The sequence below is a fragment of the Streptosporangium album genome, from assembly GCF_014203795.1.
Classification (GTDB): domain Bacteria; phylum Actinomycetota; class Actinomycetes; order Streptosporangiales; family Streptosporangiaceae; genus Streptosporangium; species Streptosporangium album.
Window position 1 is genome coordinate 427,219 of sequence record NZ_JACHJU010000005.1, and the last position, 14,194, is coordinate 441,412.

Annotated in this window: 13 protein-coding genes and 1 pseudogene; 8 read left to right on the top strand and 6 right to left on the bottom strand. The window is 69.1% G+C overall.

Features of this window, described 5'->3' with window-relative positions:
• Nucleotides 1-41: 41 nt before the first annotated feature.
• Nucleotides 42-269, top strand: coding sequence for a hypothetical protein (locus FHR32_RS43660; protein WP_221466792.1), 228 nt, complete (start codon nucleotides 42-44; stop codon nucleotides 267-269).
• A 200-nt stretch (nucleotides 270-469) separates the two neighbouring features.
• Entirely contained in the window at nucleotides 470-1,249 is a 780-nt protein-coding gene (locus FHR32_RS43665) for a hypothetical protein (protein ID WP_376773445.1), read from the top strand.
• 451 nt (nucleotides 1,250-1,700) lie between these two features.
• Here the strand turns inward: FHR32_RS43665 and FHR32_RS38495 are convergent, their stop codons facing one another.
• A complete protein-coding gene (locus FHR32_RS38495) occupies nucleotides 1,701-2,084 on the bottom strand; it encodes a DUF6223 family protein (RefSeq protein ID WP_184759374.1) in 384 nt (127 codons plus the stop codon).
• A 215-nt stretch (nucleotides 2,085-2,299) separates the two neighbouring features.
• Here FHR32_RS38495 and FHR32_RS38500 point away from each other — a divergent pair, with 215 nt between their 5' ends.
• The gene (locus FHR32_RS38500) at nucleotides 2,300-3,415 is read left to right on the top strand and encodes a sensor histidine kinase (RefSeq protein WP_184759375.1); all 1,116 of its coding nucleotides are present in this window, start codon (nucleotides 2,300-2,302) and stop codon (nucleotides 3,413-3,415) included.
• Nucleotides 3,412-4,074: a response regulator gene (locus FHR32_RS38505; protein ID WP_184759376.1), complete on the top strand. Its 663-nt coding sequence runs from the start codon at nucleotides 3,412-3,414 to the stop codon at nucleotides 4,072-4,074. Before FHR32_RS38500 ends, FHR32_RS38505 begins: the two co-directional genes overlap by 4 nt.
• A gap of 116 nt (nucleotides 4,075-4,190) precedes the next feature.
• Here FHR32_RS38505 and FHR32_RS38510 read toward each other — a convergent pair whose 3' ends face one another.
• Complete coding sequence (locus tag FHR32_RS38510; RefSeq protein WP_184759377.1) at nucleotides 4,191-5,333, bottom strand: RNA-guided endonuclease InsQ/TnpB family protein; 1,143 nt, start codon at nucleotides 5,331-5,333, stop codon at nucleotides 4,191-4,193.
• A 24-nt stretch (nucleotides 5,334-5,357) separates the two neighbouring features.
• Between FHR32_RS38510 and tnpA the strand changes: the two genes are divergently transcribed.
• The 3 genes from tnpA to FHR32_RS38525 all read left to right on the top strand — a co-directional run bounded on the left by tnpA (nucleotide 5,358) and on the right by FHR32_RS38525 (nucleotide 7,158).
• The gene (gene tnpA / locus FHR32_RS38515; RefSeq protein WP_184759378.1) at nucleotides 5,358-5,786 is read left to right on the top strand and encodes an IS200/IS605 family transposase; all 429 of its coding nucleotides are present in this window, start codon (nucleotides 5,358-5,360) and stop codon (nucleotides 5,784-5,786) included.
• Nucleotides 5,787-6,060: 274 nt separating this feature from the next.
• Nucleotides 6,061-6,678, top strand: coding sequence for a DUF4158 domain-containing protein (locus FHR32_RS38520; RefSeq protein WP_184759379.1), 618 nt, complete (start codon nucleotides 6,061-6,063; stop codon nucleotides 6,676-6,678).
• Nucleotides 6,679-6,690: 12 nt separating this feature from the next.
• Complete coding sequence (locus tag FHR32_RS38525) at nucleotides 6,691-7,158, top strand: hypothetical protein (RefSeq protein WP_184759380.1); 468 nt, start codon at nucleotides 6,691-6,693, stop codon at nucleotides 7,156-7,158.
• Here the strand turns inward: FHR32_RS38525 and FHR32_RS47565 are convergent.
• Both FHR32_RS47565 and FHR32_RS46425 read right to left on the bottom strand, forming a co-directional pair.
• Nucleotides 7,159-8,252: pseudogene (locus tag FHR32_RS47565) on the bottom strand (hypothetical protein).
• Nucleotides 8,253-8,364: 112 nt separating this feature from the next.
• Nucleotides 8,365-8,931 carry a hypothetical protein gene (locus FHR32_RS46425; protein WP_184759383.1) on the bottom strand — a complete coding sequence of 189 codons (567 nt, stop codon included), beginning with the start codon at nucleotides 8,929-8,931 and terminating at the stop codon, nucleotides 8,365-8,367.
• 273 nt (nucleotides 8,932-9,204) lie between these two features.
• Between FHR32_RS46425 and FHR32_RS38545 the strand changes: the two genes are divergently transcribed.
• On the top strand, nucleotides 9,205-9,507 hold the full coding sequence (locus FHR32_RS38545) for a hypothetical protein (RefSeq protein ID WP_184759384.1): 303 nt from the start codon (nucleotides 9,205-9,207) through the stop codon (nucleotides 9,505-9,507).
• Nucleotides 9,508-9,762: 255 nt separating this feature from the next.
• On the opposite strand, the gene FHR32_RS38550 is transcribed toward FHR32_RS38545, so the two are convergent.
• On the bottom strand, nucleotides 9,763-12,399 hold the full coding sequence (locus FHR32_RS38550; RefSeq protein ID WP_184759385.1) for a DUF7825 domain-containing protein: 2,637 nt from the start codon (nucleotides 12,397-12,399) through the stop codon (nucleotides 9,763-9,765).
• 893 nt (nucleotides 12,400-13,292) lie between these two features.
• Nucleotides 13,293-14,159, bottom strand: coding sequence for an AraC family transcriptional regulator (locus FHR32_RS38555; protein WP_184759386.1), 867 nt, complete (start codon nucleotides 14,157-14,159; stop codon nucleotides 13,293-13,295).
• Between the last annotated feature and the right edge of the window lie 35 nt (nucleotides 14,160-14,194).

The window sequence follows — 14,194 nt, forward strand, 5'->3', positions numbered from 1 at the left end:
CGGTTGATAGGGATGGTCGATGCTGTTCGGGGGTGGTCGTGATGGCGACCGCGCGACGTCCGTGTCCGCCGGCGCCGGGTCCGTTGGAGGAGTACGCGGCCCGGTTCGATGATCTGTGGTGCTCGCTCGCGCAGCGCCGGGGGTTTCGTGAATATCTGGCCGGGCTGTTGCTGCCGCGGGACCGCAACAAGACGCTGACGGCCCTGGCCGGTGCGGAGCCGGTGGTCGGAGCCCAGAACGCGGCGGTGCAGCGGCTGCAGTTCTTCTGAGTCGGAGTCGCCGTGGGACCACGAGAAGGTCAACGCCCGGCGTCTTGAGCTGCTGCGGGCCGATCCGGTGACCGCGCCGCACGCGGGCGGGGTGCCGGTGGTCGACGACAGGAGGGGACCGCAAGGACGGCACCGCCACCGCGCACACCGCCCATCAGTACCTGGGCTCGGTCGGGAAGATCGAGAACGGGATCGTGGCGGTGACCACCCTGTGGGCCGGCGAGCGGATCTACTATCCGCTGCACGCGCTGCCCTATACCCCCGCGGGTCGGCTGCCCCGGGGCCGCAGCGATCCGGCGTTTCACACCAAACCGCAGCTCGCGGCCGCTCTGGCGGGCCAAGCTCAGGCCGCCCGCGAGCTTGCCTGGGGAGGCCCCCAAGCACCGGGCGCCTGGACCACGGTCGTGCGGCGGTTCCGCGACGGCCACACCAGCGTGTGGTGGGCCGCCGACGCGGTCCTGGGCGGTTACGGCCCGCACCAGGCGGTCCGGCTGATCATCGCGACCACCGACCCGGCGACGCTGCCGGCCAAGGCCACCTGGTACCTGGCCACCAGTCTGCCCCGCCCCGGCGGTCCGCGCGCTGCCCTCTCGTCTTTCCCGCCCGCCGACCTGGCCGAGATCGTGCGCCTCTACGGCCTGCGCACCTGGATCGAACAGGGCTACAAGCAGGTCAAGGACGAACTCGGCTGGGCCGACTTCCAGGTCCGCTCCGATGCCGCGATCCGCCGCCACTGGGCCCTGGTGGCCTGCGCGTTCACCTTCTGCCGGCATACCCGGCCCGCCGATCCGGCCACATCACCGCAGGTCCCGCCCGCCCCGGCCGAGGTTAGCGGCGGAGAGAGGGGGGTCCATCGCCACGACGCCATCCGCGGCACTGTGCCGGCCTCGGGCCGTCCGCTACGTCCGCGGCTGGCTGACCCCCTGCGCACTGCTGCAACGCTGGTGGCGCAACTGGTCGAGCAGGCCCCCGCCCGCTGAACTACAGGGCCTGGTCACAGCCGTCACTGCGGGACGGTCCCTCGACCTCTACGCCCCGCCTTAACAAACCACCGACTAGGGAGGGTTTCACGGAATCGATCGTCGCGCCGTCGAGGCAGCCGCGGCCTCCGGCAGCGGATGGCGGATGCCCCATGGTTGGGTACCCGTCTCAATCCTCATGGTCTGTATCGATGCTGGCAGTCGTCTGGCTCGTTCGGGAGGGAATCGCGCCTTGGGGTGCCGTGAAAGAAGCTGCTACCAAGCGCCATGTAGCACTGTATAACTGAATGCCTACCAAATGCCTACCAAATGGGCGCTCGCCGGTAAGTCTGCGGCTGAGGGCAGCTACCCGAGCATGAGGCTGGGGCGGGCGCGTACGGCGCGCTGGAACTTGGTGGGGCGGTCTTCAGGCAGACCCGAACGCGCGCTCGTATTCGCTGCGGTCAGACGGTCAGACGGTGCGGCGGGAGCGGGCCAGAGTCAGCCCACCGAGGGCCATGCCGGTCAGCCCCAACAGCAGGGCCACGAGGCCTCCCCCTAGCCCGTTGCCAGTGCCGAGACCACCGTCGGCGGTGGCCACAACCAGCCCACCGAGGGCCATGCCGATCAGCCCCGCCACCAGCGCCACGATGGCCCCGCGTCGCCCGGGGCCGGTGCCGATACGACCGGCAAAGCGGGCCAGAGCCAGCCCACCGATGACCACGCCGGTCAGCCCCAACAGCGCGGCCACGATGGCCCCGAGTCGCCCGGAGCTCATGGCGTAAACACTGACGGGGTCCGGCTGGACCGAGACGTACGCGGCCGCCGGTGAGGCAAGCATCAATCGGACTGACATGAGGTGCTCCTTCTCTTACGACTGGACGTCGCCTGATCATGTCCGCTGGACCCACCGCCGGTCGTCCAGCGGACGCAGGCAATTCGCGCTGCCGCCGATGCCGCAGCCGGCTGCCGCGGACGCCGTAGGAGCCGTGAAGGTACTGCGTGTGCGGTAGCCGGTCGATCATCCGTGCGCAGGAGTCGCCCGCGCGAACATCCGGCTAGGGTGCACGCATGAGCAGAGGGCGGATCGGTGTCAGAGACTGGGCGATCGCCGTCGGCGTGGCGGCGACGCTGCTGGTCACCGGGCTGTCCGGGCAGCACTCCGCCACGTACCTCGACCTGCTCGGCTACGCGCTACTGACGGCTGGCGGCCTGGTGCTGGCCGCGCGCCGCCGGGCTCCGGTTCCCGTCTTGGCCGTCACCGGGCTGTGCGCGGTGGGTTACCAGGCGGCCGGTTTCGACGTGCCTGCCGTCGCGTACCTGTTCGCGGTGTACGCAGCCGTGCGGGCGGGACACCGCACCATCACGGTGGCGGCGAGCGTGACCATGCTGGCCGTTCTCCCCCTCGCGGCCCTGGCCTCGGGCCTGCACGACACGGGCGAGGCGTTCGCGCAGGCCCGAGGCGCCCTCGAGCTGGCCTGGCTGATCGCGGCCGGTGCCGCGGGTGAAGCGCTGCGGCAGGCCGAACGGCGGGCGGACGAAGCCGAGCGCACACGGGAGGAGACCGCGCGGCGCCGCGCCGACGAGGAGCGGCTGCACATCGCGCGGGAGCTGCACGATTCGCTCACCCACCAGATCTCGATCATCAAGGTGCAGGCCGAAGTCGCCGTCCACGTGGCCCGCAAGCGGGGTGAACAGGTGCCGGAGGCCCTGCTGGCGATCCAGGAGGCCGGACGTGAGGCGACCCGGGAACTGCGAGCGACCCTGGAGGCGCTGCGCGACGACGACATGACCCCGCCGCATGGGCTCGACCATGTCCCGGAACTGGTGGCACGGGCTCGGACGACCGGCCTGGACGCGAAGCTGACGATCGAGGGACAACGACATGACGTGCCGGCCGCGGTGGACCGGACCGTCTACCGGATCGTTCAGGAGTCCCTCACCAACATCGCCCGTCACGCCGCCGCCGCGACGGCGTCGGTCCGGATCGACTACCGTCCCGACGCCCTCGCGATACGCATCGATGACGACGGCAAGGCCACACCGGACACCGCCCCGGTGCCAGGCGTCGGGCTGCTCGGGATGCGCGAACGAGTCACCGCCCTCGGCGGTCGCCTGCGGGCGGCACCGCGCAGCGAGGGCGGCTTCACCGTCCAAGCCGAACTTCCCATGGACCGAACGTCATGATCCGTGTCCTGCTGGTCGACGACCAGCCGCTCATTCGCAGCGGATTCCGCGCGCTCCTCGACCTCGAAGACGACATCGAGGTGGTGGCCGAGGCCGCCGACGGGAAGGAGGGCCTGGCTCTGGCCAAGGAACACCTGCCCGACATCGCGCTCATCGACATCCAGATGCCGGTCGTCGACGGCATCGAGGCGACCCGGCGCATCGCCGCGGACCCGACCCTGGCCGGGGTGCACGTCGTCATCCTGACCAACTACAGCTTGGACGAATACGTCTTCAACGCGCTGCGCGCCGGCGCAGCCGGATTCCTCGTCAAAGACATCGTGCCGGAAGACTTCCTCCACGCCGTACGCGTCGCCGCGCGCGGTGACGCCCTGCTCGCACCGTCGATCACCCGCAAGCTGATCAACCGGTACGTCACCCAGCCACTCCACACCGGCGCCGGCACGGGGCTGAAAGAGCTGACCAACCGCGAACGCGAGGCCGTCGCCCTAGTCGCGCAGGGCCTGTCCAACGACCAGATCGCCGACCGCATGGTGATCAGCTCACTGACCGCAAAAACCCATATCAACCGGGCCATGGCCAAGCTCCATGCCCGTGACCGCGCCCAACTCGTGGTCCTCGCCTACGAATCCGGCCTGGTAGCCCCACGCAACTCCTGACATCCACGGTCCGGGTGCAGGCCTACCCGCCGATGATCCTCTTAGTCAGCTTCTCAGCCCTGAAGGACTGAGCTTGCAGCTCCTCGCCGTCGGTGGCTTCGACGGTTTGGTCCGCGTCAGGCAGCGTGACTCACTGCCCAGCTTGTGACACCGCGTGCGGCGATGTTACGAGCTGCGTTGACGTCGGCGTGCTCAGCGAAGCCGCACGACGTACAGAGAAAGGTTTCCTGGTCGGGCCGGTTCTTCTTGTCCACGTGCCCGCAGGCCGAGCAGCCTTGCGAGGTGTAGGCCGGGTCCACGTAGACCAGAGCGACACCGGCACGGGCCGCCTTGTAGGCGATGAACCGGCCGAGCCGGTGGAAGCTCCACGAATGCAGCGTGACCCGCTGGGGCTTACGGAGCCGTACCCGGTCGCGGATGCCCTGGAGATCTTCCAGGGCGATACCTTGCCCGGTGCGTGTCGCCTCGGTCACGATGCGTTTGGCAATGGTGTGGTTGGTGTCGGCGGCGAAACGCGCTTCTTTGCGGCGGCGTTTCTTCAGCAGCCGTTTCGCGGATTTGGTGTTCTTACGCTGCAATCGGCGACGCAGTTCCCGGTCGCGGTGGCGGACCGCGTTCAGCCCTTTACCCGAGTGATGAGTGCCGTCGTCGGTGGTGGCGATGTCGGCGATGCCCAGATCCACGCCGAGGAACCCGTCCGGGTCGGTGACCGGCACATCCGGCAGGTCGCAGGTAGCGATGAGGAACCACATGCCATCGCGGTATACGAGGTCCGATTCGCCCTTGCGGTAGGCGGCCAACGTCTTGAGCTGATCGGCCGAGGCGGTGAACGCCACGCTCTTCATCCGCCCCCAGGTGGTCCAGATCGACACCGTCCGCGCGTCCATCTGCCAGGACAGACAGCGGTCGTCGAACGGCTGGGCCGCGCTGGGGCGAAAGACGATCGGCTTGGCCTGGACCCGCTCGCGCCGCGCGGAGCCGGGCTTGCCCACATTGCCGTTGCGGAGATTGGCGTGCAGCGTGGCGTAGGCGTCGGTGACCTTCTTGATGACATGCTGCGCGGCCTGAGCCGCCAGCCCGTACCTGTCCTTGATCTGCCCGTAGGCGTGCTTGCGCAGGTCGTAATCGCGGAATACCCGCTGGTCGTGGGCGAGCGTCGAGACCCAGGTGGCCGCGTCGTTGACCGCGCGTAGAGTCGCCTCCAGCGCCGCCGCCTGCTCAGGCGTCGGCAGGAGCTTGACCCGCACCACCAGCTTCATATCGAACACTCTAGCATTAGGTCCATGTCACCGAGATGGGGACCGAATCCCGACATCCGCCGAGGCCGTGCCGTGGTCCACAACCTGCACGCCCACTTGGTCTTCACCCCAAAGTATCGGCGAGGTGTGTTCACCGACGAGATTCTGCGTCGCTGCGAAGACATCATGATCGAGGTGTGCGACAGTTTCGGGGCGGAGCTGGTCGAGTTCAACGGCGAGGAAGATCACGTGCACCTGCTCGTGCACCACCCACCCAAAGTCGCCCTCTCGACGCTGGTAAACAGCCTCAAGGGCGTGTCTGCCCGGCTACTCAGCAAGGAGTATCCGGCACATATCCGTAAGTATCTGTGGGGCGGGCATTTCTGGTCGCCGTCGTACTTCGCCGCCTCCTGCGGCGGCGCACCCCTATCGATCATCAAGGAGTACATCGAAAACCAGAAACGTCCGGGCTGAGCCGCTCGACGGCCTACCGGTCACCACACCGCTCGGGCCTTGGCGGCCCTCCCGCGCTGTCGTTTCCTCCCGGGCGCGAACGCCCGGGGTCCCACGCCAGATCACGCTGAACGCCCTCGCGAGCTTCACAAGCTGTGCTTCGCCGTGCCTTCGGGAGTCCAGTGAGCCACCCCGGGGTTGTCGGAGGCCCGGGTTATCTGAGGTCCCGGTAGTAATGAAGAAATTTTCAGCGAAGTAGCCTCTGACCTGCGGTAATGGAGGTGTTTGACCGCCTGTGGCGGTTGGTGATCACTGCCGCTACGTTCGTTCCGGTTTTGTCCGGTACGGCATGTGGGGTGGTGCGTTGTCAGAGAAGATGTTCTCCGAGGAGCGGTTGGAGCAGCTGTGCTCGTTCCCGGAGATCAGCAGCGATGAGTTGATTTGGTATTTCACGCCGACGTCGGCTGATGTGGCGTTTGTCGATCCAGGTCGTGGGCGGCGCTCCGTGGATCAGTTGGGCATGCTGGTCCAGCTCTGTGCGCTGCCGTGGCTCGGGTTCGTGCCCGATGATGTGGCCTTGGCGCCGCCGGTGGCGGTGGCCTGGGTCGCGGAGCGGCTGGGCGTGTCGTCGGTGGCGTTGTCGTTATACGGGCAACGTGCGCAGGCCCGTTCGGATCATCTGGCGCAGGTCGCCAAGTATCTGGAGTGGAAGACCGCTCCCGCAGAGGGCCGGGCGATGAAGGAGTTGGAGCAGTTCCTGCTGGATCGGGCGATGGAGCATGATTCGCCGATGCTGCTGTTCAACCTGGCGCGCGAGTATCTGGTGGCGGCCAAGGTGATCCGGCCCGGTGCCCTGGTCTTGGCCAAGATGGTCGGCACGGCGCGCAAGGGCGGCGCCGGTCTGACCTCGTAGTTGGTGGGGCACTTGCTGACGGAGGAGGTCCGCGCCGACCTGGAGCGGATGCTGGTGGTGGATGCGGGGCTGGGGATGACCCGGCTGGAGTGGCTGGTGGCCCCGGCCTGGGACGCTTCGGTGACCTGGGTGAAGAACGCGATCGACAAGCTGGCCTGGCTGCGGGCGATCGACGCTCACCAGATGGATGTGTCGGTGCTGCCGAACGAGCGGCGCCGGTTCCTGGCCCAGGTCGCGCGCCGCTCGACCAATCAGGGGTTGGAGCGGCGCAGGGAGCGTAAGTTCCCGATCCTGCCGGCGTTCGTGGCCCAGGCCGCGGTCGATCAGCTCGATGAGGTGGTGGCCCTGTTCGACCAGGCTGTGTCGGCGCGGGAGCCTCGGGCGAAGTCCGAGACGGATGAGGCGCTCATCGAGCGGGCCAAGAGGGGCGAGGCCCGGCAGTTGCTGATGGGTGTAGCTCTTTCTCAGGGACTGGGCTGATCAAGCAGTGAGGTTGAGTTCGTCCTGGTAGCGGGTCTGGTGAACCCGGCGGTGCTCCTGAGCGAGATGGAAACGCCAGTAGGCATCGAAGTCGCCGTTCGCGACCACAGCTCGGAGCGTGAGGACGGCCTCGGCCCCGGGCAGGCCCCACCGGGCACCGGTGATATCGAGGCGATCTCCGATCAGATGGCGGCAGGCTCCCTCGATGACGCCGGTGGCGATCGGCCAACCGGATGCCAACGCCTCGTCGTAGCGTAAGAACGCGGCGTTGCCCCGCAGATAACGGACGGCCGCATCCACGCCACCGCGGCGATCGCGGGCCAGGCCGACGGCGCCGGCCTGAGCGTCGATGGCCACCACAGCGTCCTCGACGTGACCGGCCAGCACGGCGAGCCCATGAGTGGCGACCCAGTCCTCAGCGGCCGGATCACCGCCCGTGTGCAGGCACCACGCCGCCTTCCACGGATACTCCATCACATGGATCACATCGATGACGACGTTGATCCGCACACCGCGGCGCTCGGCCTCGGCATGAACGAGGTCGAGCTGATGGCGGGCGCCGTCGACCAGCACCACCCAGGTCCGCACATGGGCCGGGTCGCGGGCCTCGGCCTGGTCGAACACCGATCCGATCACCTCGTCGGGGTCGGCGGACACCGACCCGCACAGCCACTTACCGCGGGCCTTGGGTCCGGGTCGCAGCGGCCGATGGCCGTGCCGTCCGCGCCCTTGCCGTCCACCGACACCACCACCAGCACCTCTTCGGCGGTGCGCGGCAGCGGAATCCGCTGCCGATAGAAGACGTCGATATCGGCTGCAGCGGCCACCACCGCCTCCTCGATCTGCCGTTTGCCGATCACCGGCCCGCACCGGGACACGATCGCCGTCTGGTGCTCGCGCTCGGCCCGCAGCTCCAGGTGGGCCTGCAGCAGCCGGCGCAGCAGCTCACGGCCCCGCTCGGCGAGCATCTCCTCCAGCAGGTCATGGGTGAACGCCGCGGTCGCGGGGTCGGCGAACTGTCCGATCAGACAGTTGAAGGTGTTCTGCGCAGGCGCAAAGCAGTCAGCCGGCACGGCGATGTCGTACGGTTCCATCACGGGCTCTTCCTCCGGCCGGTTCGGGCAGGGTCGCACCCTCGAACCTGACGGCGGAAGAGCCCCGCCGGCAATCACCCCGCCGGTAACGACGCGGTGATGTCACCCCCATCTATCGGGTGAGCTGGGCGGCCACCTGCTCGGTCACCGAAAACAGCCCCGGGGCCTCCTCACTCAGCCGGCCCCGCTCGACCATCCGCTTCAGCTTCGAGCGCAGGCCCTCGACCTTGGCCGCCTGGACCGGCAGCCCCACCGCCGCCACGATCTTTTTGGCCCGCATCGCGCCACCGGCATCGACCAGCACCTCCAGCACATCCTGATACGCCCGCGGCAACACCGATACGCCCATGCCCACCCGCCACCGCGGCACCGTCAACACCCCGATCGGCGAGGTTCCCGAACTCGAGACCACCACCTCCACCGCCTCCACCGCCTCCACGCGGTCCGGACCGTCCACAACGACGGTGCCGGGCGGCTGCTCTACCGGGCCGGCCGCTTGGCCCAGGATCTCCACCACCGTCTCCCGCGTGATCACCAGCCGGGACAGCAGTTCCTCCTCGGCCGCCGGCCGCTGGCCCAAGTGCTCGATCTGCTCCCGGATCGCCTCGGCCCGTTCCCTGGCCGCCGCCTCCCGCCGAACCAGTTCCTCCAGCAACGAGCCCATCGCGATCGCCTCCACCTCGCACGGTAGAAGACGATCCCGCCCACGGCGAGCAGACCTTCAACCTCCCAGGTCAACAGGCCCCTGAAAACGAGCTACACCCAAACAGAATCCCTGCCCGCACTTCTGAACAGAGACCGCGGCCAAGGCGGAGGGCGGAGCCGGATCGACCTGGCGAGCCCGACTAGCTTCCGCAGGGTGGCTGCTCGTCGGGATTCGCGCCGTCATGTTGCCAGCGCCACCAGGCATGGGTGTCGAAGCCGCGTGGTGGTCGGGGGCGGTGGGGTCGGCGTGCCAGAGCTCGGATCCGGGTGGATCGACGGTGACACTGGTGCCAGGGTCCAGGTGGGCCAGGCGATGCAGGGCGGTGACCTGCTGGTGGGACAGCGGCGGTCGCACCTCGAAGAACCGGCCGCCGATGCAGCGGGCGCCAGCGGCGATGAGCGCCTCCACCATCGGCTCGAACGGTTCTGCCGGTCCCACTGGACCTCGATCCGCGGGCTACAGGGATGCGCGCCCCAGGATGCGGCGGCCGCCGCGAGAAAGGCGCCAGAGCCGGCGGGCTCCCCCAGCTTCAGCGGCTGCCAGGTGTAGGCCGTCTTGAGCGTCGCCACAATGTGGGCTCCCCGGAAAGGGTCCAGGGTGAAGGCCCAGCCCGTGCCGCTCTCCCACAAGAACGCCACCACATCACTGTCCAGCTCGGGCAGATCGGACAGATCGAACACCAGGTAGTCCGGTGGGCAGTGCGGAGGCTCGGCGTCCTCGGGCTACTGCCACACCGCGGGCTCGCCGTGCAGTCCGAGCGCGCCCGACAGCGTCTCGGCGAACTCGTCAGAGCGGGGCGGCGTCTCAGGCAGAGATCACCTCGTACAGACGCCGCGCCTCGTGGACCAGCAGGCTCGAGCCCTTGCGTGCGGCCAGCTCCGCCAGCCCCGGTATGTCGCCCCGCGCCCCAGCGCGCACCGCCGCCCGCGCGGCGACCTTGAGGAGCTCGCCCAGCCCCGCCCTGGCCTTCTCACCGTGCCCGGGCAGCAGCAGCGGCACCGCCTGCGCCAGGGCCGTCCACACCTCGGCGTGCGCCCCGGCCTCCGTAACCTCGTCGAGGATGCCGGTGATCCGGTTGAGCTTGACCTGCTCGCCGCGGACCATGTGGCCCACGGCCCGGCCGAGGTCGGCCGCGGGCAGCTCCCCGTACGCGGCCAGCGTGGTGATCGCATCAGCGGCCAAGGCCCGCTGGGCAGGGAGCTGATGCCCCATGCCGATGACGATCGTGCTCGCGGTCGCGATGCCCACCGGGCCGTCGTTGTGCGCCAGGGCGGCCACGACCTCCACCTGGCCATCAGTGCTGTCCATGACCCATGGCAGGCACTCGAGTACGTGCGCGGCCACGGCCTCCCGATGGGACGGCATGATGGGCGGCCACCACACCATGTTCCGGGAGAAGGCGGGATAGCCGGTCTTGGGGGCCAGCGTCCAGAGCTCGGCGAGCCGCCCGGAAACGCCCTCAGGCGGTGCGAGCCGGGCATGCGCCTCCTGCAGCGACTCGTGGTAGGTCGCCGGGCGGTCGAACGCCTCGAGCTCCCAGGTCACGACGGGGTCAGGCAGCCCGCCGTCGCGCAGGCAGGCAGCCAGCCGCCGGCCCGCCTCCGACGGCAGTTTCTCCGCCCGCACGACCAGCTCCGGATCGATCTGGCGCGGCAACCGCAGCAACGCCTGTAGGAAGTCGGACTCGAGCGGTTCGATCTCGTCCAGCCGCTCCATGCGCGCGACCAGGGTGGCGGCGTCGACGTGCCCGGTGGGCGAGGTCGGCGTGGCCAACAGAACGGGGATCGTCTCACCCCGTTCAAACAGGGACATGACCTCACGGAAACGCCGCTGGACGAATTGCTGCGGGGCGGGCTCGAAGCTCGGCCAGCGGCTGCTGTCGTTGTTCAGCATTGCGGTCAGCTCGCGGCCGTTCGCGGGCGACACGATGGCCAGCGCGCAGCGAGACAGCAGGGAAGCGACGTCCTCGTCGAAGCCGGCGACGCCGTACACGTAGGTTCTCGCCTCGAACGGGTGCCGCCAGTTCGTCCGCCACCAGGACTGCAGCCCCGCCGCGACGGCGTCACGGTCCTGGTGGGTCAGCCCGACCATGGCGGCGAGGATGCGCTCGAACCGCAGGGGATCCGCCGGCCAGAGCGGCATGTCCAGCTCGGCGGCCAGTTCCGTCACCGAGGCGATGGGCGGGGCTAGGGCGGGCAGCGGCGTCGCGCTCAGCGTGGGAGCGGCCACGGGCTCCGGCTGGACTTCGTCCACCGGGCCGAAGACGGCGGCCAACCGCTCGCGCAGGTCGGTGGGCAGCCGGGTGGCCGCCTCGCGGATCGCCTCCCTGGCGGGTTCGGCGGTGTGCGGGGCGAGCTTGACCGCGATCCGTACCGCACGTTCGCGCAGGCTGGGCGTGTCCACATCGAACACGGCCGCCAGGGCGGCCAGCGCGACGCCGCCCTTGGACGGGGGCGCGTCGGCGATCCACTTGACCGCGGCCGCCATGTTCTTCTTCTCCGGCCGGTACGCCAGCGCCTGGACCGCCTCGGCGAACAGCTCATCGTCGAGCGCTCCCGCGGACTCCGCCCGATGCAGCTCCTCCAGCGCGAGCTGCACGACGGGCGAGGACGCTGACGGCAGCAGCCGTACGAAGTCGACCACCGGGATCTCGGCCACCTCCGGCTTCAGCTCCCGCCACAGCGCGATGAAGGGACCGGCCTCAGCCGCATCGCCTCCGGCCAGGAACCGGCTTGCGCAGCCGTCGAGCAGCGCCTGGCGCGGCACGCGGCCCGTCCCGGCCAGCGCGACCAGCTCGCCGATGATGGTGTGGCTGTCCGCCCAACGGTTCCAGTCCAGCCCGTCCGCCACGCCCTGTGCCTGGAACAGGCGCGGCAGCATGTGATCGAGCAGCCGATCGTCGGCGAGCACCGGGGCTCCTCCGTTCATCCGTTGCCGCTCGGCCGTCCGCAACACCCACCCGGACACGAACGCGTCGTTCTCCGGCGGCTCGGCGTCCGTCTCGATCACCAGCGCGGCGGCCAGGTCCCAGTTTCCCAGCGCCTGCACGCGCCGCCACGTCGAACCGGTGGTCGGCCGCAGCCGCCGCACCAGGCGGACGGCCAGGTCGCGGAGCCACTCCGCCGGCCGGTTCCCGAGCACGGACATGACGCGTGTGGCGTCGGCCTCCGACTCCACCCAGCGCAGTTCCCGCCGGTTGAGCCAGGACGCCACCTGTTCCGCCCCGCTCAGGCAGGCGGCCCCGGCCAGGCGGTAGAGGGGCGCCAGTTCCCCGACCCGCCGTTCGGCCTCGAACCCGGCGCGCCCGCGTTCGCTCAGATGAGCGGGCAAGTGCCGAGCCACCGCACGTTTGTCATCGTCGCCGAGGCCGTCCAGCAGCGCTACGAGGCTCGCGACGGAGCCGGTCTCGATGCGGTCGAGCACCTCCTGCACGGGGTTCATGCGGGTGCCCCGATACGGGCCGGACCTAACCTGTTCTCGATCATGGGCCGCAGCCTATTGATCCTCACCGACAATCGGTGTGGCTCGCCTCTGCACCTGATCCGAAGAAGATGGCATGGGATCGCTACACTCCAGGCAGCAGCTGGCCGTCGCCCTGGTCCTCGGCCCTCGGAGTGCAGCGGAACGAAAACGTACGTTAAGCCTCCGCGACCCGGACTGCGCGGGTGACGGCCGTCACGGAACCGCAGGGCAGCGGCTGGTCCGAGGGGTGCACCGTGGTGGCCACAGGCGCCTTTCCTAGGATGCGCCGGCGGTGTGCGATGGAACGGGAATGTATGCCAAGGACCTCAGCCGCCCTGTGCTCACGCGCGACGGCTGACCTGCATGAACGGGCTTAGCGTACGTTTTCGTTCCGCTGCACTTCGACCCCCGAAACCCGCCGATGGTGCTCAGCGAGCTGCCGTCAGAAGGGCTACCGGCAACGTCAGCGTGAACAAGTCGAGGCACTGGCCATCCCGGAACCGACCTGCGAAGCATGTGAGGCCCCTCTCTGACGCGGCAGCGGACAACGCTGGTGCTCAAAACGCTGCAGCCATGCGGCCTACATACGCCGCCGGATCGACAGAGGCGAGTCCCCTCTGCCATCACCGGACCCCGCCGCCCCACCCAGGCAATAACCGACAACCTGCGCTGCATGCTCAGGCCCCCTGAAGCCAGGACGCATGAACCAAATACGTCTGACGTGCTCAGCCGCCTGCCGCACCCAGCTCTACCTCCAGCGCAAGAAGGCACAGCTCGCTCAAGATCACTCGATGTGACTGAGCGCTTCGGTTGGCCTTTCAGGCCAACCGAAGCGCTTACACACGCCTGCCCCGGGGGGCTTGCCGCTTTGTTCAGCCGTGCTCGGGCTCCACCGGGAGCCACAGTTCGGCGTCGGCCTCGGTCTTCTCCAGCGACAGGCGGGTGCGCAGGATCTCAGGGCCGGTGCGGGTGCGGTACGGGTTCGACGGGAACCACTCGGTGAACACGTCCCGCCACAGCTCCTGGATGGCCTGCGGCGCTGGCCCGGAGGTGGTGAAGACCGCCCAGGTGCCGGCCGGGACGGCCAACGTGGTCGTGCCCTCCGGAGCGGCCACGGAGGTGATCACGCCCTGATAGTAGTCGAGTTCGGTGCCCTCGGCGCGGCTGGGGTCCAGGTCGTCGCAGACCGCGACGATGCCGTGCGGCTCCTGGTCCGACAGTTTCTCCAGGCGCTCCAGGGCCTGCGGGTCGATCCCGCGGACAAAGTCCATGATCGCCTGGTTCGGCCCCGCATGCACCAGCGGTACCCGGGTCTTGAGCCCGACGACGGTGAAGTCCGCCTTGTCCACAACGCGGTATCGCATACTGCTACTCCCTTCAACGGTGAGGCGGAAGGCCATCCGGGACTGGGAGCTGAGCGCGGCGCCGGTACGCCGGGCCTCGCCCGGTCCGATGCCGTGCATGGCACGGAACGCCCGCGCGAACGCCTCGCCGGAGCTGTAGCCATAGCGCACCGCGATCTCCAGCAGCGTCTCACGCCCCGCGAGTACTTCGGCGCCCGCGAGGGTGAGCCGACGGCGCCGGATGTACTCCGACAGCGGTATGCCCGCGAGCGCGGAGAACATCCGACGCAGGTGGTACTCCGAGGTGGCCGCGATGTGTGCCAGCTCCTCCACCTCGACGGCCTGGTCGAGATGGCACTCGATGTGCTCCATAGCATGGTTCAGCCGCTCCAGCATGCCCGGTCTCCTTCCTCTCGACGACCACCACGCTA